18 protein-coding genes and 1 pseudogene are annotated in these 22,464 nt (G+C 69.7%); 4 read left to right on the plus strand and 15 right to left on the minus strand.

The features are described from left to right. From ABTX62_RS31875 to ABTX62_RS31885, 3 genes are all read right to left on the minus strand, one after another. Positions 1-78 (minus strand): LacI family DNA-binding transcriptional regulator (locus ABTX62_RS31875; RefSeq protein WP_352119461.1); only part of this gene is annotated, 78 nt, incomplete at its 3' end. A gap of 847 nt (positions 79-925) precedes the next feature. After that, complete coding sequence (locus tag ABTX62_RS31880) at positions 926-1,672, minus strand: dienelactone hydrolase family protein (protein WP_352119419.1); 747 nt, start codon at positions 1,670-1,672, stop codon at positions 926-928. Positions 1,673-2,016: 344 nt separating this feature from the next. Then, a complete protein-coding gene (locus ABTX62_RS31885) occupies positions 2,017-2,418 on the minus strand; it encodes an IclR family transcriptional regulator (protein WP_352119420.1) in 402 nt (133 codons plus the stop codon). Positions 2,419-2,588: 170 nt separating this feature from the next. Here ABTX62_RS31885 and ABTX62_RS31890 point away from each other — a divergent pair, with 170 nt between their 5' ends. Next, a complete protein-coding gene (locus tag ABTX62_RS31890; RefSeq protein WP_352119421.1) occupies positions 2,589-3,821 on the plus strand; it encodes an acyltransferase family protein in 1,233 nt (410 codons plus the stop codon). A gap of 816 nt (positions 3,822-4,637) precedes the next feature. Here ABTX62_RS31890 and ABTX62_RS31895 read toward each other — a convergent pair. Both ABTX62_RS31895 and ABTX62_RS31900 read right to left on the minus strand, forming a co-directional pair. Next, positions 4,638-6,173, minus strand: a complete 1,536-nt coding sequence (locus tag ABTX62_RS31895; RefSeq protein ID WP_352119462.1) for a potassium/proton antiporter — start codon at positions 6,171-6,173, stop codon at positions 4,638-4,640. Positions 6,174-6,772: 599 nt separating this feature from the next. Beyond that, positions 6,773-7,795, minus strand: a complete 1,023-nt coding sequence (locus ABTX62_RS31900) for a TerC family protein (RefSeq protein WP_352119422.1) — start codon at positions 7,793-7,795, stop codon at positions 6,773-6,775. A gap of 626 nt (positions 7,796-8,421) precedes the next feature. Between ABTX62_RS31900 and ABTX62_RS31910 the strand changes: the two are divergent. Beyond that, positions 8,422-8,678 (plus strand): annotated as a pseudogene (locus ABTX62_RS31910) (hemolysin III family protein); the annotation flags it as partial. Between the two features lie 269 nt (positions 8,679-8,947). Here the strand turns inward: ABTX62_RS31910 and ABTX62_RS31915 are convergent. Beyond that, a complete protein-coding gene (locus ABTX62_RS31915) occupies positions 8,948-9,160 on the minus strand; it encodes a hypothetical protein (protein WP_352119423.1) in 213 nt (70 codons plus the stop codon). A 215-nt stretch (positions 9,161-9,375) separates the two neighbouring features. Beyond that, entirely contained in the window at positions 9,376-10,515 is a 1,140-nt protein-coding gene (locus tag ABTX62_RS31920; protein ID WP_352119424.1) for a PucR family transcriptional regulator, read from the minus strand. Positions 10,516-10,601: 86 nt separating this feature from the next. On the opposite strand from ABTX62_RS31920, the gene ABTX62_RS31925 reads away from it, so the two are divergent. Together ABTX62_RS31925 and ABTX62_RS31930 are read left to right on the plus strand one after the other, a co-directional pair. Beyond that, a complete protein-coding gene (locus ABTX62_RS31925) occupies positions 10,602-11,657 on the plus strand; it encodes a ferredoxin reductase (RefSeq protein WP_352119425.1) in 1,056 nt (351 codons plus the stop codon). Positions 11,658-11,664: 7 nt separating this feature from the next. After that, complete coding sequence (locus ABTX62_RS31930; RefSeq protein WP_352119426.1) at positions 11,665-12,783, plus strand: fatty acid desaturase family protein; 1,119 nt, start codon at positions 11,665-11,667, stop codon at positions 12,781-12,783. Between the two features lie 194 nt (positions 12,784-12,977). Here the strand turns inward: ABTX62_RS31930 and ABTX62_RS31935 are convergent, their stop codons facing one another. From ABTX62_RS31935 to ABTX62_RS31970, 8 genes are read right to left on the minus strand one after another with little or no spacing between them, the layout of a single operon-like run. Further along, on the minus strand, positions 12,978-13,844 hold the full coding sequence (locus tag ABTX62_RS31935) for a sugar phosphate isomerase/epimerase family protein (protein ID WP_352119427.1): 867 nt from the start codon (positions 13,842-13,844) through the stop codon (positions 12,978-12,980). Next, positions 13,841-14,860 (minus strand): Gfo/Idh/MocA family oxidoreductase, encoded by a 1,020-nt coding sequence (locus ABTX62_RS31940; RefSeq protein ID WP_352119428.1) that lies wholly within the window; start codon positions 14,858-14,860, stop codon positions 13,841-13,843. The genes ABTX62_RS31935 and ABTX62_RS31940 overlap by 4 nt, the downstream gene beginning before the upstream one ends. A 32-nt stretch (positions 14,861-14,892) precedes the next feature. Further along, a complete protein-coding gene (locus ABTX62_RS31945; RefSeq protein ID WP_352119429.1) occupies positions 14,893-16,314 on the minus strand; it encodes a sugar porter family MFS transporter in 1,422 nt (473 codons plus the stop codon). A gap of 9 nt (positions 16,315-16,323) precedes the next feature. Beyond that, positions 16,324-17,274, minus strand: a complete 951-nt coding sequence (locus tag ABTX62_RS31950) for a TIM barrel protein (protein ID WP_352119430.1) — start codon at positions 17,272-17,274, stop codon at positions 16,324-16,326. 44 nt (positions 17,275-17,318) lie between these two features. Further along, positions 17,319-18,821 carry a CoA-acylating methylmalonate-semialdehyde dehydrogenase gene (locus ABTX62_RS31955; RefSeq protein ID WP_352119431.1) on the minus strand — a complete coding sequence of 501 codons (1,503 nt, stop codon included), beginning with the start codon at positions 18,819-18,821 and terminating at the stop codon, positions 17,319-17,321. 29 nt (positions 18,822-18,850) lie between these two features. Beyond that, positions 18,851-20,728 carry a 3D-(3,5/4)-trihydroxycyclohexane-1,2-dione acylhydrolase (decyclizing) gene (iolD, locus tag ABTX62_RS31960; RefSeq protein ID WP_352119432.1) on the minus strand — a complete coding sequence of 626 codons (1,878 nt, stop codon included), beginning with the start codon at positions 20,726-20,728 and terminating at the stop codon, positions 18,851-18,853. Next, positions 20,725-21,597: a 5-deoxy-glucuronate isomerase gene (iolB, locus tag ABTX62_RS31965; RefSeq protein WP_352119433.1), complete on the minus strand. Its 873-nt coding sequence runs from the start codon at positions 21,595-21,597 to the stop codon at positions 20,725-20,727. Before iolB ends, iolD begins: the two co-directional genes overlap by 4 nt. Further along, a complete protein-coding gene (locus ABTX62_RS31970; RefSeq protein WP_502998052.1) occupies positions 21,594-22,463 on the minus strand; it encodes a Cgl0159 family (beta/alpha)8-fold protein in 870 nt (289 codons plus the stop codon). Before ABTX62_RS31970 ends, iolB begins: the two co-directional genes overlap by 4 nt. Position 22,464: the final 1 nt, after the last annotated feature.

Genomic DNA, 22,464 nt, shown 5'->3' on the forward strand with positions numbered 1-22,464 from the left:
CGGGCGCTTGCCGCTCAGCGCGTAGGACACGGTGCTCCGCGAGACACCGGCACGCTTGGCGATCTCACCGATGTTCACGAAGAACTCCTTGCTCGAACCGCGGGTCCGCTCCGAGAGGAGCCGGGGGTCGCGGGTCCGGGTCGGACTGGGGACTGACGACGAGGCCGCATCCGGTCATCGAACCGGTTCGCGTGAAGTGAAGGTAGGAATGACCCGGACGGCTGTCAATACTCCGCGCAGCATTTCCTGGGGCGGAGCTGCAACCGTCGGTGACCTTCTCCGCAGCCGTTGTGACGCGGGTGTTGTCGACTGGCTGCGCACAGTGCGAGCATGACGCGAACCGGTTCGACGAAACGAGCCCTCCGGTCGCCCGTAGGAGGCACGTTGCCTGGATCCGTGCGGTCACAGCGGGGTGCGGCGGGCTTGTGGTCTGGGACGGTTGAGGGAGACTGCCGGCTCCGGGCCGGCGATGACGGCTGTCGCCGGCGCGAGGATCCGTGGTATTCCCCGCCACGGATGGTCGGCGCCACGGGCGGCGCGTCGTGCATGAGGAACGGGTGACGTGCAGCCGGGGACGCGGGCTGGGGCCCTTGTGACGCGGGCCTCTGACACCCGACGGCCGTAAGTGCCGCCCGAACACCTCCCGTTCACGAAGGTAGCCGGCGGTGACCGCGGTAGGGGTGTAGGCCATGAGCTTGCTGACGCCGGCCGGCCGCGAGCGGACGGTCTGCGTGGCGAGATGGCGCAGCATCCCCGTGAAGTGGGTGGTGGAGGTGCTGGTGATGCGGTGGTCTGCCGGGTGCCAGGCACCGGCGTGGTCGAACGCCGGGGAGTTGCGGCGGGGGCTGGACATTGTCGGTCTGGCGGTGCCAGCAGTCGGCGGTGTCACGCTCCCCCAGCGCCGGGTGGTGCGGGTTCAGAATGCTTACCTGGGGCATGTCCCCAGCTCCTCCGTCACGGGCAAGTTCTCGGCGAGCAGGTCCACGATGTCGCGCCAGGCGCGCCGCGCGTGCCGTGGGTGGTAGCCGACGCCGGGGACTGCGGGGTGGTCGACCGGTGGGTGGTGGAAGGCGTGCAAGGCGCCGCCGTAGACCGAGAGGCGCCAGTCGACGCCTGCGGCCTGCATCTCAGCGGTGAACGCGTTCCGTTGCGCGGGCGGCATGATCGGGTCTTCCGACCCGACCCCGGCCCACACCGGGCAGCGGATGCGCGCCGCCTCGCCCGGTCGGCCCGTGGTCAGTGCGTTCACTGTCCCGATCGCGCGCAGGCTGACGCCATCACGCCCGAGTTCCAGCCCGATGGCGCCCCCGGTGCCGTAACCGACGGCGGCGATCCGGTCGGGGTCGGTCCGCGGTTCGGTGCGCAACACGTCGAGCGCCGCATGGCCGATGCCCCGCATCCGGTCGGGATCAGCGAGCAGTGGCATGCAACGGGCCAGCATCTCCTCGGGGTCACCTAGATAGCGCCCGCCGTGAAGGTCGAAGGCCAGCGCTACATATCCCAGCTCGGCGAGAGCATCGGCCCGGCGGCGCTCGACGTCGCTGAGGCCCATGCCCTCTGGTCCGAGCAGCACCGCGGGCCGGCGGTCGACGCCGGCCGGGAGCGCGAGGTGCCCGATCATCGTCAGACCGTCGGCCGGATACTCGACCGTACGTGTCGTAATTGTCGTCATGAGACTGGATCGTAGTGATCGTCGAGCCCGGTCCGGCCGCTGTTCTGCCGCTGGCAGAACAGCGCGGGTCCCTCTGAAATACGGCGAGGACTCAGAGGAACCGTCACAATCCCCGTCCTCACGGTGGCACTGTCGGATCACCTGCCAAGGCCACGGTGTTGGAGGCTGACCCTCGCGGCAGGATTCTGGCGTATACCGACGCGCTCCCGTGAGGGGCGTCACCAGCTAGTTCACCTCACGGTTCCTCGCGATGGGCCCCTCCGGGCCCGTTTCCAAGCCACAGGCGCTGGGAAAGCGGCCCGTCACACCACGGGATCGCCCTTGCGCTGCACCCTGCTGCGCGCTCACTCACCCGTGCGACGCGCCGCGATCTCCTTCGCCGTGTCAGCGACAAGACGCCCCAGCTCCGGTAGCCGTGCGGCGTCGTACCGCGACTCGGGCATGGAGACGGTGATCGTCGCAAGGGGCGCGCCATCCCCATCCAGGATGGCGGCAGCCACCGCGCAGACGCCCGGCCGGTACTGATTCAGGTTGACGGAGAATCCGCCGGCCCGTACCCGCTCCAGCTCGGCGCGCAACTGAACCGGATCGGTCGGCGTGGCATCGCTGAAGCGTTCCAGGCCGCGCCTGACCACCTCGTCGACGTCCGCCGTCGGCAGATGCGCGAGGATCGCGCGCCCCGAGGCGGTCGCATTGTCCAGTACACCCGCGCCCGAAGCTGCTCCAGAGAAGGCCCGCACAGCCATGACCGCCGTCACCTGCGGTGAGCACGACCTGCTCGGCGACCACGACGTCCCCGCCGAGGCGATGCTTCCGTGGACGTTTCCGGTGTAGAAGATCTCGGGGAACGCCGAGATCTCGGCCCGGGCGGTCCGGACTTGTGTGATCTTCGAGCGACCGGGCAGACGCCGCCAATATGAGCATCTCGCGACCGAGCACGGCGGACGAGGACACGGAGCAGAGCCCTAACCTGCGCGCAGCGCCGCTCACCCCGTCGTCGGCACCACGGGGAAGAGAGGGCGGGCGGGGCTTTTCGTCGGCGCTGCGTGGCGGGCGGGTGGCGGGGCTGGACGGACTGCGGACGGTCGCGGTGGCGTTGGTGATCGTCTATCACGCGGAGCCGGACCGGGTGCCCGGAGGCTCGGTGGCGGTGGACTTCTTCTTCACTCTCAGCGGCTTCGTCATCACCCGGCTGCTGGTCGCCGAGTACGCCCGCACCGGTGGCATCGGCCTGTGGTCGTTCTACCGGCGGCGGTGGCTCCGGCTGGTGCCGGCCATGCTGCTGATGTGCGCGGTCACCGCCCTGCTCGCCGTGGCGCTCCCGCTACCGCTGTTCGACGGGGCCTGGGTAGCGGCGGCGCTGGCCGCGGCCTCGGTGGTCAATCTCGTACGGGCCGGGGAGTCCGGGACGTACTCCGACCTCACCGCGCCGCTGAGTCACACATGGTCCCTCGGAGTGGAGGAGCAGTTCTACCTGGCCTGGCCGCTCCTGTTGCTGGTGCTGCTGCGGCACGCGACGGCGCGGACGGTGCTGGGCTGGGCCGCGGCCCTGTGCCTCCTGCCGGTGCTGTGGCGCATGGTGCTGTGGGATTCCACGGCGGCGCACCGCATCTACAACGGCCCCGACACGCGCGCCGACCAGCTCCTCGTGGGGGCTCTGCTGGCCCTTGTCCTGGCCCGACTGCGCGCCGGGGACCCACGGCTGGCACTGCTGCGCCGATGGGCGGGACGGCTGTGCTGGCCCGCGCTCACGCTGCTGGGGCTGATCGCCTGGCAGGTGCCGATCACCGAACCCAGCGGGTGGAACCCCGTGTGGTACACCGTGGGATTCCTGGCCGCCGCCGTTCTGTCGGCCGTGGTCGTGGCCGCGATGGACCTGTGCCCGCGGGTGTGGCCCTCCCGCCTCCTGTCGCTCCCCGCACCGGCGTGGATCGGGCGCAACCTCAGCTACGGGATGTACCTGTGGCACTACCCCGTCCTCAGGTTGCTCTCCGACCTCGGTGTGGGCGGCGCCCGGCTGCTCCCGGCCGGCGTCGCGGCAACGGTTGTGGCCGCTCTCGCTTCGTACCTCCTCATCGAGCGGCCCCTGCTGCGACGTAAACGGTTCCGCGTGCGCCAGGTGGAACCGGTTGTGGCCACGGCGCGTTGACGAGCCCTGCGACAGAGCTCCCGACGACTGAGATCTGCCGCCTCTTGAGCAAGCCGGCCGACTGACACCCGCCGCAGCCCTCATTCGGCGGGGATCATGCACGCTCTCCCGCCGTGGGTCCGCAGCTGGGCCCCCCGCCCCGCATCGGCGCGAGCGGGCCCTATCGGCCGCCGGCACCGCCCGAAGGATGAAGAGCAACACCGTCGCACCGATGACGGTCAGGGCGCGTCGACCGGCTACGTGGGACGATCGGCTCGGTGGAGGGTGGCTTCCGTACGGGAGGAGACCCCGGTGAGACCCCGGTGTGCGTTCCGGTCATCGGTGATCGATGGTCGCCGCCGGGTACGTCGACGCCCTGACAGAGGTGTGCGGTCCGTTTCGGACCGGGGCGCGGCTTGACTGAGCGGCGACCAAACCGCGACACCGCTCACCGCGACACCGGTGGCGATGACGGTGCGCCGACTGGGCCCCGAGGTGGACTCACCGCTCCGGTGGGCGGAGAAACAGCAGTTTCAGGGAGTTCAGAGGACATACGTTCGCCTTTTCGTCGCGGACGGATCAGTCGTGTACACCGGCGGGAGACCAGGCACGAGATCGACGCCACCGCGGGAAACCGGGTGACCGCTCGCCTCGACGGGTCGGCTGATCACGCCGAGAGTCTTGCACCACGGGCGTCACCCGTGGCAGGGAGAGTTTTGTCCCCCCTTGCTTTTCCTTGGCCTTTCCATGGCTACTGCACCGCCAGTGAGACCGTCGGACACTGTCCGCCGGTTGAGTGGCCGGGCGAACGCCGAATTGCTCCCACCACGGCAGCGCTTACCGCGGGGCCTCGGAGGCTGGGGCGGCGGCGGGTGGTTCCTGGTCGCCGTGTTCGCCGAACCAGCGCGCGAGTTTGCCGCGGCGCCCGACGGCACGCAGCCGTCGCTCCGCGGCCTCCCGGGTCTGCGGCGTGGTGACCAGCAGCAGTTCGTCACCGGTGCGGAGCACGGTGTCGGGGCCGGGAACGTGGGCAGCGCCGTCGCGGACGATGAGGGTGAGCACGGTCGGCGCAGGCAGGCGGAGTTCGAAGACCGCCACCCCCTGCAGGCGGGAGCCCGGCGGGACGGTGACGGTGAGCAGGTCCGCGTCGAGGACGTCCAGCGGTGCGGTCTCGACCTGGACCTCGCGCAGAGCGCCGGGGCGGGTCAGTCCCAGCCGGCGGGCCGTGGCCGGCAGGGCCGGGCCCTGGATGAGGGTGAACAGGACGACCAGGACGAAGACGATGTCGAGCAGGTCCTGGGCGCCGTCGACGCCCGCGACGACGGGGAAGGTGGCCAGCACGATCGGGACGGCACCGCGCAGCCCGGCCCAGGAGATGAACGCCTGCTCCCGCCACGGCACGCGGAAGGGGGTCAGGCAGACGGCGACGCAGGCGGGGCGGGCGGCCAGCAGCAGCACGAGCCCGGTGATGATGGCGGGCAGGATCGCGGAGGGCAGCTGACGGGGGGTGACGAGCAGGCCGAGCATGACGAACAGGCCGATCTGGGCCAGCCAGCCGGCGCCTTCGGCGAAGGAGCGGGTGGCGGCGCGGTGGGGCAGCTTGGCATTGCCCAGCACCAGGCCGGCGAGGTAGGCGGCGATGATGCCGCTGGCGTTGGCGGCGCCGGCGGCGGCGAAGGCGATGACGCCGAAGCCGAGCGTGGCCAGCGGATACAGGCCGGTCGCGGGCAGCGCGATGCGCCGCAGCGCCACCGCCCCCAAGCGCCCGATCACCACACCGAGCAGCCCTCCCACGGCCAGTTGGTAGACGACGGTGCCGGCGACGGACCCCGCACCGGGCAGCTCGGAGGTGGCGGTGGAGAAGACCGTCACCAGGATGATGGCCGGCGCGTCGTTGAAGCCGGACTCGGCCTCCAGCAGCCCGGAGACCTTCTGCGGCAGCGGCAGCGAGCGCAGCACGGCGAAGACGGCCGCGGCGTCGGTGGAGGCCACGATCGCTCCGAGCAGCAGCGCCAGGTGCCAGTCCATGCCCAGCAGCCAGTGCACCCCCGCCGCGGTGACGACCACCGACACGGCCACTCCGACGGCGGCGAGCATCCCGGCCGGCGCCAGCAGGCGCCGGATGTCGCTCCACTGGGTGGTCAGACCGCCCTCGATGAGGATGACCGCCAGCGCGGCGGTGCCCAGCGCCTGGGCGAGCTGGGCGTCATCGAAGTGCAGGCCGATGACGTCCTCGCCGGTGATCACGCCGACGGCGAGGAACAGCAGCAGGCTGGGCAGACCGAGGCGGTGGGCGGCGCGGGCCGCGGCGATGCTGGCGAGCAGCACCGTGCCGGCGACCAGCAGCGTCATGTACAGCTCCTGGAGTGTCACCAGGACGCCCCGGCTTCCCAACCGCACGGTCCGAGCGGGGTGCATACGAAGCCGTAGCGCTCGGAGCGCCAGGTGAGCAACCCGTCGTCGGGGACCGGCCGCGGGTACGGCGGCCGTGGCCCAGAGGCACAGCCGCGCCGCCGCACAGGGTCGGCCGGAGTTACCGTGCCGCTCACCGTGGCCGTGACCCGGGTTGGAGCCCACCGTTCGGGCCGTAGTCGCTCGCCCGGGTCCTCGAGTTCACGGAACCGGGCCTTGGCCCCGGCCCGGACACGGCGAGCGGGCGGTGCTGACCTCCGCCGGAGGTTACCGCCATGGTCGGGGTGACCGCATGTCGCATGGATCGCATCAAGCACCCATGGTCGACGCTGGACCACCTGTCTGCGCGCATCGACACCGGCGACCGACAGGGACCGCGTCAGACAGGCGCCTGTCGCAGACCGCGTTGCCCGCGGTGCCGTAAAGCAGTACCACTGGCAGCTACCAGTACCTGCCCGCACGGACTCCGTGTACGCATCACGTCGGCGCAGACCCGCCCCGCGTCGCGGCCGGCGAACGCGGCGGCAGCCGGGAGGGTCTGCTTCCCTGAGAGGCGCGGTTCAGCGGGCGCCGGTTTCCTGATCGGAGTCCCCGTCCTTCGGGGGATGGGCGCGCAGGGATCCTGGGTGGGCCTTGGCAGTCGGGTCGCGCCGGGTCTTGATCAGACTTGCCACGGTGACGACCGCGAGCACGACGGCGATCACGGCGAGGCTGAGCGGGGTGGGAATCTCGGGGACGCCTTCGTGCACGTCGACATGCGCCCAGTGCAGGATGAGCTTGACGCCGATGAACGCGAGGATCAGCGCCAGCCCTGCGGACAGATACACCAGCCGGTCCAGCAGCCCCTTGACGAGGAAGAACAGGGCACGGAGACCCAGCAGGGCGAAGGCGTTGGCGACGAAGACGATGTAGGGCTCCCGGGTGATCCCGAACACCGCGGGGATGGAGTCGAGCGCGAAGAGCAGGTCGATGCTGCCGATGGCGAGCAGGACCACGAACAGCGGGGTGACCATCCGGCGACCGTCGACGCGGGTGGTGAGTTTGCCGCCGACGTAGTCGTCGGTGATCGGCAGGAACCGGCGGGTGGCCTTGACCATGACGTTGTCCTCGATGTCGGGGTCCTCGTCGCGGTGGCGGAACAACTGCACGGCCGTGTAGATCAGCAGCAGACCGAACAGCAGGAACATGAACGAGAACAGCGCCAGCAGGGTGGCGCCGAGCGCGATGAAGACCGCGCGCATGACCAGGGCGAGCACGATGCCGAAGGTGAGCACCTTGTGCTGGTGTTCCGCCGGCACGGCGAAGGTGGCCATGATGATGACGAAGACGAACAGATTGTCGACGGACAGGCTCTTCTCGACGATGTAGCCGGCGAAGTACTCGGTGCCGAACTGACCGCCGTACCGCGCGGCGAACCAGAATCCGAAGCCAATCGCGACGGCGATGTAGAACACTGACCACGCGGTGGCCTCGCCGAAGCCCACCCGGTGCGGGCGGGTCGCGGCGAGGATCAGGTCGACCGCGAGCAGGGCGAGGATCAGGCCGATGGTGACGGCCCAGGTGAGTGCGCTGATGTCCAGCACCGGTCCTCCATTCGGTTTCGGCGTCGGTCTCGGTTTCCGGGGCGGTCCTGGTTCGGCGGGGGCGACGTGGCGGTGGCGCCGCTGCCGCATCGAGCCGTGGGCTTCCCCGCCTGTGTGAGATTTCGTGATACGTGAGAGCGTCTGAGGCGTGAGTGAGACACCGTCGAACACCCTGCAGCACCGCTTTGACGGGCCAGAAGAGGCTCCCGTCCTGATCTTGGAGCCCTCCCTGGGTACCACATGGCACAGGTAGTCGGAACCGTCTTCTGGCGTCCACGGGGTCCAGGTTGGGAGTGTTCGGTTTGATCAGGTCCTTGTGGCGCAGCTGTGTCGACCCTGTCGGTGACACGTCTGTGACCGCTGTGGACCCCTGCCGGCTGATTCCGGCGGGGGTCTCTGCGTTCAGGGATGGGCCCGGTTGAGCGGTGGTCGATGAGGTTTGCTCTGCTCCGATTCGCTGTTCCGGGACTGCGAGGCGCGAGTGGCTGTGGCGACGCCGCGCGGAGCCGGGCACAGGCCAGCGTTCAGCGGTGACGCAGGAGCCTCATAGGCAGGGCACGAACCTTGAGCGTGTGGACATGGCAGTGCTTCACACAGCCGCGGAGCTGCCGGTCGCGTCGGGGCGCGAGGACCTTCTACGACGACTCGACCACGCCAACACCTTCCTGATCATCGCCGGCACCTGCACCCCCCTGGCCGTGCTCCTCCTCCGGCCGGAACAGTCCATGCTGCTGCGGATCGTATGGACCAAGGCAGTGGCCGGCATCGTGTTCCGGGTCCTGTGGGTCGGAGCTCCGCGCTGGCTGTACACCCGTGTTATCTGGCCCTGGGGTGGGTGCCGGTGCGCTACCTGCCCGACTTCCCGCACACCGGCGGAACAGCCTGACCACCTACTGAGGGCGCGGCGACGAGCATTGCCGCTCGCCGTTGATGCTTCCTCCGCTTCCCCCACCACTCCGAGGATTGGTGGCGAAGGGCCTGTTCCACCTGCTCGTCACCGGTGTGGTGGTCCTGACCGCTGTCTTCGTCTCTCAGCCTGCGCCTGGGCCGCATCCAAGGCGCCTCCCCCGGTGACGCCGCCATCCCGGGCAAAGCACCCCTGGGTCGTCCGCCCAAGGGCCCGCAGCAGCGGGGGACCGGAGAACGTCCGAGTCATGGTCCAGGAATGCTCTGCCTCGTCCGCGACGAGGCGGACGCGTCGCTGAGGTCGGCACCGGTGTCGGCGTCACGCCGGGAGTGGCCGACGCCCTGCCGGTCCAGGTATGTGACCGTCGCGTCGTCCTGCAGGTGACCGTGGTCGGCGTCGACGATCGCCGCGATGAGGGTGCGAGCGGCCTCGCGGGGACGCAGCACGCGGGTGTGCACGATCAGGTCTGGACGGATCGAGGCTGCCTGTGCTGCGCTCCAGCACGCCGTCGGGCAGCATCATCAGCGGGTCGCCCGGCCGCAGGTCCAGCGACTGGACCCGGTTGCTGTGAGGGGCAGGGGATCTTGAAGGTAGTAACAGCGTGGGGGCACCGAGAACGAAGCACGATTCCTGGACCGCTCGCGGACGCAGTCGTGGACGGTCGAAGAACGCGTCAGCTGACCCGGAGACCGACCGCCAGCGTCAGTTCAAGGACCCGGTGCGGCGATGCGAGATCGGGAAACAGCTCCCGCAGCTGCGACATCCGGTACCGGACGGTCTGGGGATGGACGAACAACGCCGCCGCCACCTCGTTCCGCCTGCCCTGGTGCAGCAGCCACGCCCGCAACGTCTTTTCCAGCCGCCCCGCGGTCGCGACAGGCAAGGCCCGCAGCGGTGCGAGGGCTCGGGCACGCAGGTCTGCGAACGCGTCCGGGTCGGCGCTCAGCACCAGCTCGGGCAGGTGGTCCTCAGTGTCGCGAATATCAGAGGAGAGGGAGCGCGCGCGTACGGCTCGTGCGTACGAGGCGGACGCACGAGTCCATGGCCGGGCCGGGCCGACCACGGCGGTGCGGTCGGTCAGCTGCCGCAAGAGATGTGATCGGTCGGCATCGGGGACGAGCAGCACACCGGTGGCGTCCGGCAGATCGTCGAGGACGAGGGTGCTCGGGTCGAGCACGCGGTAGGCAGGCCGGGCCTGGGCGGCGGGCAGCAGGACCGCGGTCAGCGAAACCGGGGGCTGCCACCCGGCCCGTTGAGCAGAGACAAGCAGTACGTCCGGGCTCGCGCCGGCGAGGAGGCCGCGGGCAAGCTGTTCCAGGTGGCGCTCGTGGGCCCTGCCCTGGGCGGCCAGTTCGTCGGCGTGGCCCGCGGCGCTCGCGGCGGAGAGCTCGTCGATGTAGGCGAAGGTCAGCTCGGCGAACTTGGCGACCTCGGCAGCGGGCAGACCTGCGGGCACGGCGCCGGCGGCCAGGCAGCGCCAGGCTACGCGGGCGCCGACGCGGTAGGCGCTGAGCAGGGCGTCCATCGAACGGCCGTCGCGTACCTCGCCGCGGCCCAGTTCGTAGGCTGCGTCACCGCCGTCGCCGCCCGTGGCGTTGCCGCTCGCGAGGTCCAGGTAGTGTCCCAGGGCAGTGCGGACGGCTCGGCGGATGGTGCCGCCCATGCTGCCCGAAAGGGCGTTGGCGTAGGAAGGGACCTCGTCGATGATCGCCTGGACGACCTCGTCGGCGGTGGTCTTCAGCTCGGCCCGAAGTGCGGTGACCGTCGTCTCGTCCAAGGCCAGTTCGCTGGCCCTCTGGATGGCATGGCTCACGTTTTGTTCCCCGCGAACAATTCAGCTGATCAGATTTACGTCCTGCGGTCAGGACTTTACGCCTTGAGGCGCAGCAAGCTGGAGTCATGACGAGTACAGCCCTGCGCACCCGGGCGTGGAAACTGCTGGAGATGGTCACGACGCCGCTGCTGCCGTCGGACTACCTGGACCTGGTCAGCCCGCTGCGTGCGGGCGCCGACCTGCGTGGGCGCATCGAAGCCGTGCACCCCGAGACGGGTGACGCCGCGACCATCGTGATCAGGCCGGGACGGGGCTGGCGCGGCCACACAGCCGGTCAGTACGTGCGGATCGGGGTCGACGTCGACGGGGTGCGCCTGTGGCGTGCCTACTCCATCACCTCGCCGACAAACAGTCAGGACGGCCGCGTCACGATCACTGTGAAGGCGATCCCGGACGGCAAGGTCAGCAACCACCTGGTCCGGAGGGCGAAACCGGGCACGCTGATCCAGCTCGACCAGCCGACCGGTGACTTCGTACTGCCGCAGGCCAAGCCCGCCAAGGTGCTCTACCTGACGGCCGGCAGCGGCATCACGCCCGTGATGGGCATGCTGCGCGACACCGAGTTCGACGACGCCGTCATGGTCCACTGCGCGCCACAGCCGCAAGACGTGATCTTCCGCAACGAGCTGCACGACCTGGTCGCGGACAAGAAGCTGCGGCTCACCGAGGTGCACACCGACATCGACGGCATGCTCGACATCGCCCGTCTCGACGAACTCGTGCCCGACTGGGCCGAGCGCGAGACTTGGGCCTGCGGACCCGCGGGCCTGCTCGACGCCGCCGAAAAGCACTGGAGCGAACACGGCGTCCCAGAGCGCCTGCACACCGAACGCTTCCGCCCCAGAGTCGTCGTCACCGGCGACGGCGGCCAGGTCACCTTCAGCACCACCGGCAAAACTGTCGACGCGGACGGCGCCACGCCGTTGCTGGACGTCGGTGAAGAGGCCGGCGTGCTCATGCCGTCGGGGTGCCGCATGGGCATCTGTTTCGGCTGCGTCACTCCGCTCAAAGCGGGCGCCGTCCGCGACCTGCGCACCGGCGAGCTCACCGAGGCCGAGCCGGGCGTCCTCATCCAGACCTGTGTGTCCGCCGCGGCGGGCCCCTGCGACATCGAACGGTAGGACCACTTTGACCGCCATTGACCCCACCGCCCACCTGACCGCGGAGCAGATCGAGGAGCTCGGCCGGGAGCTGGACGCGATCCGCGACGAGGTGATCGCCGGCCGCGGCGAGAAAGACGCCGCCTACATCCGCAAGGTCATCTCGGCGCAGCGCAAGCTCGAGCTGGTCAGCAGGGGCGTGCTGCTGTTCTCGCTCTTCCCGCCCGCGTGGCTGATCGGCACCGCCGGTCTGTCCGTGGCGAAGATCATGGACAACATGGAGATCGGCCACAACATCCTGCACGGCCAGTGGGACTGGATGCGAGACCCGAAGATCCACTCCACCACCTGGGAATGGGATCACGTCTCGCCGGCCGACCAGTGGAAGCACTCGCACAACGAGCTGCACCACACGTACACCAACGTGATCGGCAAGGACAACGACCTCGGCTACGGAATCATGCGCGTCGACGAGGACCAGAAGTGGCACCCGTTCCACCTCGGCCAGCCGCTGTGGAACTTCATCAACGCCTGCTTCTTCGAGTACGGCATCGCAGCGTACGACCTGGAGCTCGGCAAGAACCTGCACAAGCGCCGCCGCAAGAACCCGGAGTTCCGCGCGCGGGCCAAGGCAGTGGGCCGCAAGATCCGCAAGCAGGTGCTCAAGGACTACGTGATCCACCCGCTGCTGTCGGGCCCGTCGTTCCTCCCCACGCTCGCCGCCACGTTCACCGCGAACCTGGTCCGCAACATCTGGTCCCACTCGGTGATCATGTGCGGGCACTTCCCCGAGGGCGTGCAGGTCTTCGAGCGCCGGTCGATCAAGGGCGAGACGCGCGGCCAATGGTACCTGCGCCAGATGATGGGCTCGGCGAACATCAGCGGCAGCAAGGCCATGCACTTCATGACCGGCAACCTGTCGCACCAGATCGAGCACCACCTGTTCCCGGACCTGCCGAGCAACCGGTACGCCGAGGTCGCGGTGAAGGTGCGCGCGCTGTTCGAAAAGTACGAGCTGGAATACGTCACCGGGCCGCTGCCCAAGCAGGTGTTCTCCGCGTGGCACAAGGTCTTCCGGCTCTCGCTGCCGAACAAGAAGCCCAAGGTCGAAACGCCGGACCGCGAGCAGGAGCTCGTCGCGGCCTGATTCGGGGGACCGGGTCGGTACGCTGACGGCAGGCGTCCGCCCACGTCCAGAGTTCTCACGGACGCCGATCTACGGCTGCGCCATAGCCGACATCGACCGCTGCAGTGCCGAGCCGCACCACTGGACTGGAGTGGACTGCCGCTGCCTCGGCGTCCGGAGACGAGCGCCGGAGCTGCCGGACGCCGACGGATGGACTACCCCGCGAGTTCCTTGGTGATGCGGTCCAGCATGAACGCGGAGGATTCCTTGGCGCGTTCCTCCCAGGCGAAGACGCAGGCGGTGGCGACGCCGTCGAAGTCCAGTTCGCGCAGGGTGCCGAAGAAGGCGTTCCAGTCGACCTCGCCCTGGCCGATGTCGAGGTGCTGGTGGATGCGGGCGGTGGTGCCCGGTGGGTTGAGGATGTAGCGCAGGCCGGAGGAGCCCTTGTGGTTGAAGGAGTCGGCGATGTGCAGGTGCTGAAGCTTGTCGCCGGCGTAGCGCATCATCGCCGCGATGTCGGTCGTCGGATCCGCGCCGGAGAGGTGGAAGGAGTGCGGGGCGCAGTAGAGGTAGTTGACCCAAGGTTTGTTGATCGCGCGGACGAGGTCGACGGCGGGCGTGTTCTCCTCGCAGAAGTCGTCGGGGTGGGCCTCAAGATTGAGTGCTATTCCCTCGCGCTCGAACAGCGGGAGCAGCTCCTCCAGCGAGCGCCAGAAGGCGGCTTCGCTCTCGGCGGCGCGCTCGGGGCGGCCGTTGAACTCCGAGTTCATGAGGGGGCATTTGAGGTCGGCGGTGATCTCGATCATCCGCTTCCAGTAACGGACGGCCGCCTGTCGCTCCGCCTCGTCCGGCGAGGACCACCTGTAGAGGGGGAGGACGGAGGAGAGCTGGACGCCGTGCGTGCGCAGGGAGTTCTTCAGCTCGGTGATCCGCTCGTCGTCGGCGCGCGGGTGCAGGAAGAACGGCATGAAGTCGTCGCGGGGCGACAACTCGATGTATTCGTAGCCGAGTTCGGCGACCGTGCGCACCATGTCGTCGATCGGCAGGGCGCGGAACATGTAGGGGTCGAGGGCGATCTTCATGCGGTGCCTCCGTAGAAGGCCGGGCGGGGCTTCATGTCGACGGTGACGACGGGGCCGTGGGACTCCAGGGAGCGGACGGCGGCGTCGGTGATGACGGTGGCGGCATAGCCGTCCCAGGCGGATGGGCCGGTGGGCTCGGCGCCGGCGGCGAGCGTGTCGACCCATTCGCGGAACTCGGTGTCGAAGGCGTCCGCGAAGCGGCCCTTCCAGTCCTGCAGGACGGCGGTGCCGTGCCGCCCGGCGGTGCGGACGCCGACGGCCGCGGGGTCGGGCAGCCGGACCAGGCCCTCCTCGCCGACGGTCTCGCACTGGATGTCGTAGCCGTACTGGCAGTTGACGAAGACTTCCAGATCGATGCGGACACCGTTCGCCGTCTCGAAGTACATGATCTGCGGGTCCTTGAGGTGCGCGAACCGCTTGCCCGTGGCCCGTGGGGTGACCACCTGGGCGGAGACGATCTCGTCGTCCAGCAGCCAGCGCAGCACGTCGATCTCGTGCACCGCCGTGTCCTGGGCGGCCATGGCGGAGTGGTACGACTCCGGCACGGTCGGGTTGCGGTGGGCGCAGTGCACGATCAGCGGAGTGCCGAGGGCACCGGAGGCGATGACCTCCTTCATCTGCCGGTATCCCGGGTCGAAGCGGCGCATGAAACCGACCTGGACGAGGCGGCGGCCGTGGGCGCGTTCGGCGTCGACGATGCGCAGGCAGTCCTCCGCCGTGGTGGCGAGGGGCTTCTCGCAGAAGACCGGCTTGCCGGCGGCGACGGCGCCCAGGACGTGCTCGGCATGGGTGGGACCCCACGAGGTGACGAGTACGGCGTCCACGTCCGGGGAGGCGATGAGGTCGGTGCCGGTGGGCAGTGCCACCGCGCCCACCCGGGCGGCCACTTCGGCGGCCCGCTCCGGGGCGATGTCGGTCACCGCGGTCACGGCCGCCCCGGTGACGACCTCGGTGAGGCGGCGTATGTGGTCCTGGCCGATCATTCCGGCGCCGATGACGCCTACGCGTACGGTCATGTCGATTCCTTGAGAAGGTGAAAGGAGAGGGGTCAGGAGAAGCGCGCCCGGAGTTCGGCTTCGAGATTTTCGAGGGTGCGGCCCTTGGTCTCGGGGACGTAGAGCTTCACGAAGGTGAACGACAAGAGGCCCGCCGCCACGAAGAGGAAGAACGTGTTGGAGACTCCGATCCCGGCGACCAGGGAGGGGAAGACCAGGCCGATCGCGAAGTTCGTCAGCCACAGCACCACGGCCGCGACGCCCATGCCGAAGCCGCGCATCCGCATCGGGAAGATCTCCGAGAGCATCAGCCAGGTCACCGGTGAGATGGCGCCCTGCTGGAAGGCCAGGAAGGTGACGGTCATGGCGAGCACCGCGTACGCCCGCCCGTCGCCCGAGGGCAGCGCCAGGGAGAAGACGCCGATCAACAACAGGGCTGCCGTGGTGCCGATCTGACCGGTCATCAACATCGGGCGGCGCTTGACGCGGCCCAGCAGCCAGATGCCGACGAAGGTGGCGAGCACCGATATGACGCCGTTGGCGATGTTGGCGGTCAGCGCGCTGTCGGAGGCGAAACCGGCGTCGGTGAGGATCTGGGTGCCGTAGTACATGATCGTGTTGACGCCGGTGATCTGCTGCACGATCGCGATGCCGAAGCCGACGAACATCAGCCTGCGCAGCCACGGCGTGGACTTCATGTCCTGCCAGCCGCCGAGCCTTTCCCGCTCCTCCTTGACGGCGAACGCGGACACCTCGGCGAGTTCGGCCTCGGCCCGCTGCCGGGACCGTACCTGCTTGAGGACCTCCAGGGCCTCGCCGAAGCGGGTCCGGGAGGCCAGCCAGCGTGGGCTTTCCGGCATCACCAGCATGCCGAACCAGAGCACGACGGCCGGGATCGTGGCGAGGACGAGCATCCAGCGCCAGACGCCGCCGGACTCGCCGCCGACCCGGGCGATGGCCGCGTTGGAAGTGAAGGCCAGCAACTGCCCGCTGACGATCATGAGTTCGTTGCGGGTGACCAGCGCGCCGCGCCGCTCGGCGGGGGAGATCTCCGCGAGGTAGACGGGCACGGTAACCGACGCCCCGCCGACCGCCAGACCCAGCACGAACCGGGCGACGACCATGACCGCCGTGTTCGGCGCGAGCGTGCAGCCGAGCGCGCCGACGAAGAACACCCCGGCGAGGAGGAGGATCGTGCGCCGCCGGCCGCGCGCGTCCGACATCCTGCCACCGGTGATCGCGCCCAGGGCAGCACCGAGGAGGAGCGAGCTGGTGACCATGCCCTCGGTGAAGGGCGTCAGACCGAGGTCCTCGGCCATGTAGGGCAGGGCGCCGTTGATGACGCCGGTGTCGTAGCCGAAGAGGAGTCCGCCGAAGGTGGCGATCAGCGTGATGACGCGCAGTCTCCGGGCGACGGCGGGTGAGGCGTCGCTCGTGGGGGTGGGGATCTTGGGCGCGTCGTCCCTGACGTCCATGTCCGCCTCCTACCGGTCGAGGTTCGGGCGGCGGGTACCCGCCAGCCCGCGGCCGACCAGGTACTCACGGGTGCTGACCGCGATGGGCAGCGGGACCTCGGGAGCGCAGGGGTACAGGTCCTGCTCGACGATCACGAACAACTCGGCGTCCAGCGCGGCCAGCTCGGTCACCACGTCCGCCGGATTCGGCACCCCGGCCGGAGGGGACACGCACACCCCGCGCTTGACGGCTTCGCCGAAGGACAGGTCCTCGGCCGTCACCTGGGCCAGCACCTCGGGATCCATCTGCTTGATGTGCACGTAGCCGACGCGCTCACCGAAGCGCCGGATCAGGTCGAGGTTGTCGCCGCCCCCGTAGGCCACGTGTCCGGTGTCCAGACAGAGGTTGGTGTAGCGGGAGTCCGACTCGCTCAGCAGCCGCTCGATCTCCGGCTGGGTCTGGATGTGGCTGTCGGCGTGCGGATGGATCACGAGCCGTACGTCGTACTCGTCGAGCAGCAGCTTGCCGAGCCGGTCGGCGGCCTTGCCGAAGCCTGCCCACTGCTCGGCGGTCAGCTCGGGCGACTCCGTGAACGCGCCGGTCTTCTCGTCCCGGTACATCGGCGGGATCAGGACGAGATGATGGGCTCCCGCGGCGGCGGTCAGGGTGGCGACCTGGCGGACGTGGGTGAGCATGTCGTCCCACGCCTCCGGCCGGTGCAGCGCACCGAACGCGGTACCGCCGGAGACCTGGAGCCCGCGGGCGTCCAGCTCCTCCTTCAGCCGCTGTGGGTCGGTGGGGAGGTAGCCGTACGGCCCGAGCTCCAGCCACTTGTATCCGGCTGTGGCCAGTTCGTCGAGGAAGCGGGTGTAGGACACCTGGTGCTCGTCTTCGGGGAACCAGACGCCCCAGGAGTCAGGGGCGGAGCCGAGGCAGAGGTTGCCCGCGACGGTACGGAGTGCGGATGGCACCGTTGCCATGGAGAGTCCTTTGCGGGATGGGGACGGGACGGGACGCCCTGGTGTCAGCTGGAGGTGGGGAAGTTGAAACCGGCGGCGGCGTGCTGCTGCGCCGGCTGCGGCCAGCGGCTGGTGACGACCTTGGGGCGGGTGTAGAAGCGGATGCCCTCGGCACCGTGGATGGGGGAGTCGCCGATGAGGGAGTCCTTCCAGCCGCCGAAGGAGTAGTAGGACATCGGGACCGGGACGGGGACGTTGATGCCGATCATGCCGACCTTGATGGTGCGCTGGAAGCGGCGGGCGGCTTCGCCGGAGGCAGTGAAGAGGGCGGTGCCGTTGCCGTAGGGATTGGCGTTGATCAGCGCGATCGCCTCGTCCAGGGTGTCGACCCGGAGGACGGCGAGGACCGGGCCGAAGAGTTCCTCCTTGTACGCGTCCATCTCCGTGGTGACGTGGTCGAGGAGGGAGGGGCCGGTGAAGAAGCCGTCAGCGCATTCGGGGTGATCGTCGACCTTCAGCCCGCGCCCGTCGACGACGATGGTGGCGCCCTGTGCGGCGGCGACGCCGACGGCGTTCTCGACGCGCTCCTGGGCGGCCTTGGTGACCAGAGGGCCCATCTCGGTGCCGGGGGCGTCGCCGGGGCCGACCTTCACCTCACGGGTCTTGCGCTCCAGCACCTCGACCAGAGCGTCGGCGGCGTCGCCGACCGCGACGGCCACGGAGACGGCCATGCAGCGTTCGCCCGCGGAACCGTAGGCGCCGGCGGTGATGTGGTTGGCGGCGAACTCCATGTCGGCGTCGGGCAGGACGACGGCGTGGTTCTTCGCACCACCGAGGGCCTGGACGCGCTTGCCGTGCGAGGTGGCCTGCTCGTGGACGTACTTGGCGATGGGGGTGGAGCCGACGAAGGAGACGGCTTCGATGCCGGCGTGGGTGAGGATGGCGTCGACAGCGGGCTTGCCGCCGTGGACGACGTTGAAGACGCCGTCGGGCAGCCCGGCCTTCTTGTACAGCTCGGCGACGAAGACGGCGGCGGAGGGGTCGCGCTCGCTGGGCTTGAGGATGAAGGTGTTGCCGGTCGCGATGGCGATCGGGTGCATCCACAGGGGCACCATGGCAGGGAAGTTGAACGGGGTGATGCCCGCGACGACGCCGAGGGGCTGGCGGAAGTCGTGCACGTCCACGCCGCGGGAGACCTGGTCGGAGAAGGAGCCCTTGAGGACGTCTCCGAGGCCGCAGGCGAACTCCACGACCTCCCGGCCACGGGTGATCTCGCCCCGTGCGTCGTCGACGGTCTTGCCGTGCTCGGCGGAGATGATCCGGCCGAGTTCCTCCTCGTGTTCGACGAGGAGCTGGCGGAAGGCGAACATGACTTGGGTGCGCTGGGTGAGGGAGGACTCCGACCAGGTCTCGAAGGCATGCGCGGCGGCCGTGACGGCCGCGTCCACGTCCGTGGCCGAGCCCAGGAGGACCCGGGCCTGTCCCTGGCCGGTGGCCGGGTTGAACACCGGGGCGGTGTCCGTGCCGGCCACCGGCGAGCCGTTGATCCAGTGCTGGATGGTCTTCACGGTGAGGGTTTCCTTACGGGGGACGGGACTTACAGGTAGTGCCGCTGGGCGTGCTTGCGGGCGGCGTATGTCTCGTATGCGGTGCGGGTGGAGTCGAGGGCGGAGGTCTGGCTGACGGGGACGTCCCACCAGCCGTGTCCGGGCGGGTTGGGCCCGTAGAGGTCGGTCTCGACGTGCACGACGGTGGTGCGGTGCGCGGCCTTGGCCTTCTCCATCGCGCTACGGAATGCGTCGACGGTGGTGGCGTGCAGGACGTCGGCTCCGAGGGAGGAGGCGTTGGCGGCGAGGTCGACGGGGAGCACGTCGCCGTCGAGGAGGCCGGAATCGCCGTCACGGAAGCGGTACTTGGTGCCGAACCGTTGCGAGCCGAGCGACTCGGACAGCGCGCCGATGGAGGCGAAGCCGTGGTTCTGGACGAGGACGATGATGACCTTCAGGCCCTCGGAGACCATGGTCACGATCTCCTGCGCCATCATCAGGTACGAGCCGTCACCGACGAGGACGACGACCTCGCGCGAGGGGTCGGCCATCTTGGCGCCGACACCGGCGGCGACCTCGTAGCCCATGCAGGAGTAGGCGTACTCGACGTGGTAAGCCTTCGGGTCCCGGGCCCGCCACAGCTGCTGCAGGTCACCCGGCATCGATCCGGCAGCGTTGATGACGACGGCCCGGTCGTCGAGGACGTTGTTGAGCACCCCGAGGATCTCCGTCTGGGCGGGCAGCGGACCATGGCCGACGGTGAAGCAGCCGTCCTCGATCTCCCGTGTCCGGGCGATGAGCTGCCGGGTGTGTGCGCGATATTCCGGTGCTGTTTCCCAGTCCGCCAGCGCACCGGCGAGCGCCTGGACGCCGAGCCGTGCGTCGGCGACCAGCGGCTCGGCGGAGTGCTTGACGGCGTCGAGACGGGCCACATTGAGGTTGACGAAGGTGACGTCGGGGTTGCCGAAGACGGTGTGGCTGGCGGTGGTGAAGTCGGAGTAGCGGGTGCCGATACCAAGGACGACGTCCGCCTCGCGCGCCAGCTCGTTTGCCGCGTACGACCCGGTCGACCCGATGCCGCCGACCGCGCAGGGGTGGTCCCAGGCAACGGCGCCCTTGCCGGCGTGAGTGTCCGCGACCGGGATCCCGGTGCCCTCGGCGAAGGCCCGCAGCGCGGTCTCCGCACCCGAGTACACGACCCCGCCGCCCGCCACGATCAGCGGCTTCTTCGCGCCCCGCAGCAGACGTGCCGCCCGCTCGACCGCGGCGGGCTCGGGCACCGGGCGGCCCACATGCCACACCCTGCGCCGGAAGAACGCCACCGGCCAGTCGAACGCCTCCGCCTGGACGTCCTGCGGCAGCGCGAGCGTGACGGCCCCGGTCTCGACGGGGTCGGTCAGCACCCGCATCGCCGCGAGCGCGGCCGGGATGAGCTGCTCGGGACGCGAGACGCGGTCGAAGTACTTGGACACGGCGCGGAAGGCGTCGTTGACGGTGACATCCCCGCCCCGGCTGTCCTCGAGTTGCTGGAGCACGGGGTCGGCGGCGCGGGTGGCGAACATGTCGGAGGGCAGCAGGAGCACCGGCAGCCGGTTGGTGGTGGCCAGCGCCGCGCCGGTGATCATGTTGGTGGAGCCCGGTCCGGTCGACGCCGTGCAGGCGAACGTCGCCAGCCGGTCGCGCATTTTGGCGTAGGCCACCGAAGCGTGGACCATGCCCTGCTCGTTGCGGGCCAGGTAGTAGGGCAGGTCGGCCTCGCCGGTGGTGGCGGCCTGCAACAGCGCCTGCCCGATCCCGGCGACGTTGCCGTGCCCGAAGATGCCCCAGACGGCGGGGATCAGCCGCTGCTCCTGGCCGTCGCGCTCGCTGTACTGGTTCGCCAGGAAACGCACCAGGGCCTGCGCGGTGGTGAGTCGGACGGTGTTCATTGCTCGGTTGGTCCTTCGAAGGGGAGCCGGTCGTCGATGTCCTGGGAGTCCCAGGTGGCACGGACCCAGCCATGGGCGGGGTCGTCGCAGATCAGCCAGGCCCTCTCCTGCCCCGGACCGGCCATGACGTTGAGGTAGTAGAGGTCGTAGCCTGGTGCGGCGATCGACGGTCCGTGCCAGCCGTGTGGAATCAGCACCGCGTCCCCGGAGCGGACCTCGGCGAGTACGTCGATCGGCCGCTCATCGGTGCCGTAGACCCGCTGGTAGCCGAAGCCGTTCTCGCCCGAGACCTGGAAGTAGTAGATCTCCTCCAGTTCGGACTCGGCTCCCGGCCGGGCTTCGTCGTGCTTGTGCGGCGGGTACGAGGACCAGTTGCCGCCCGGGGTGAGGACCTCGCACACCAGCAGTTGCTCGGCGTCGAACGTGCCCGGCAGGCAGTAGTTGTTGACCTGCCGTGAGCAGGCTCCCGCGCCGCGCAGTTCCACCGGCACGTCCTCCTTGCGCCCGTACCGAGCGGAGAGTGAGCTCCGCTCGGTACGGGCGGAGGGCAGCGCGAACAGACCTCCCTGCGCGCTGCTGATCAGGGCCTCCGACGCGGGAGGCAGGTATGCGAAGTCGGTGGCCGAGGCGAACACTCCGGACCGGCCCGCGAGTTCGAAGGTCCGACCGTCGATGGTGACGGTGCAGCCACCGTTGAGGGGAAGGACCAAGAACTCTGCATCCCCGGTGGACAGGGTGTGCGCCTGACCCGGCGTCAGGGGCAGGACCCTGAGGCCGGAGTGTCCCCAGCCAGCCGACTCGGGGGTGACCAGGAGGTCGTAGGAGCCGTCAGCCGCAGTCCCGTTGGGCAGGTGGTACTCGCTGCTCACAGCAGGCTCACCGCCTTGTCCACCGCTCCGGCGACGTCGCCGCCCGCGGGGTAGAGCAGGGACCGGCCGACGACCAGGCCCTGCGCGGTCGGCTGCTGGAGGGCCTTGCCCCAGGAGGCGAACGCCGCTTCCGGGTCCTTGACCTCGCCGCCCAGCAGCAGCGCCGGAAGAGTGGAGGAGGCGAGCACCCGCTCCATGTCCTCGACGACCGGGAGCTTCAGCCACGTGTAGGCGGTGCGTCGGCCCAGTCCCGAGGCGATGGTGACCGACTTGACCACGGCGTCCGTCGAGAGATCGTTGCGGATCCTGCCGTCCTGCCAACCCGACAGAAACGGCTCCACCAGGGCAATGAGCTGACGGTCGTTCAGCTCGTTGACGGCCCTCGCCGTCTCGGACAGGGCGGCCGGGGTGGCCGGGTCGTCGAGAGCGATGCGGGTGAGCATCTTGCCGCCGTCGAAGCCCATCGCGGCGATGGTCTCGGCGTCGTACCCGGTGAAGCGGTCGTCGATCTCGAAGACCGAGCCCGCAAGGCCGGCCCGGTTCATCGAGCCGAAGACGCTCTTGCCGTCCAGGGCGCCGAGCAGGAGCAGGTCCTCCAGGATGTCGGCGGTGGCCAGCACCCCCGTAACGCCCGGCCGCTCCAGGGCGACGCAGAGCCGGTCCAGCAGTTCGAAGCGGTCGGCCATGGCGGTGGGGTCCGCGCCGACGGCGTTGGCACCGCGCGCGGGATGGTCGGCCGCGATGATCATCGCCTTGCCGTGCGCGCCGAGCACCGAGGTGGCCTTCACGCGGCGGGCGGCGGCGGCCGCGATGGCGCCGGGGTCGACGACCCGGGCGGACACGATCCGGCTCACGTTCTCGGACAGC

It is taken from the genome of Streptomyces sp. NPDC096046, from assembly GCF_040303285.1.
Classification (GTDB): Bacteria; Actinomycetota; Actinomycetes; order Streptomycetales; family Streptomycetaceae; genus Streptomyces.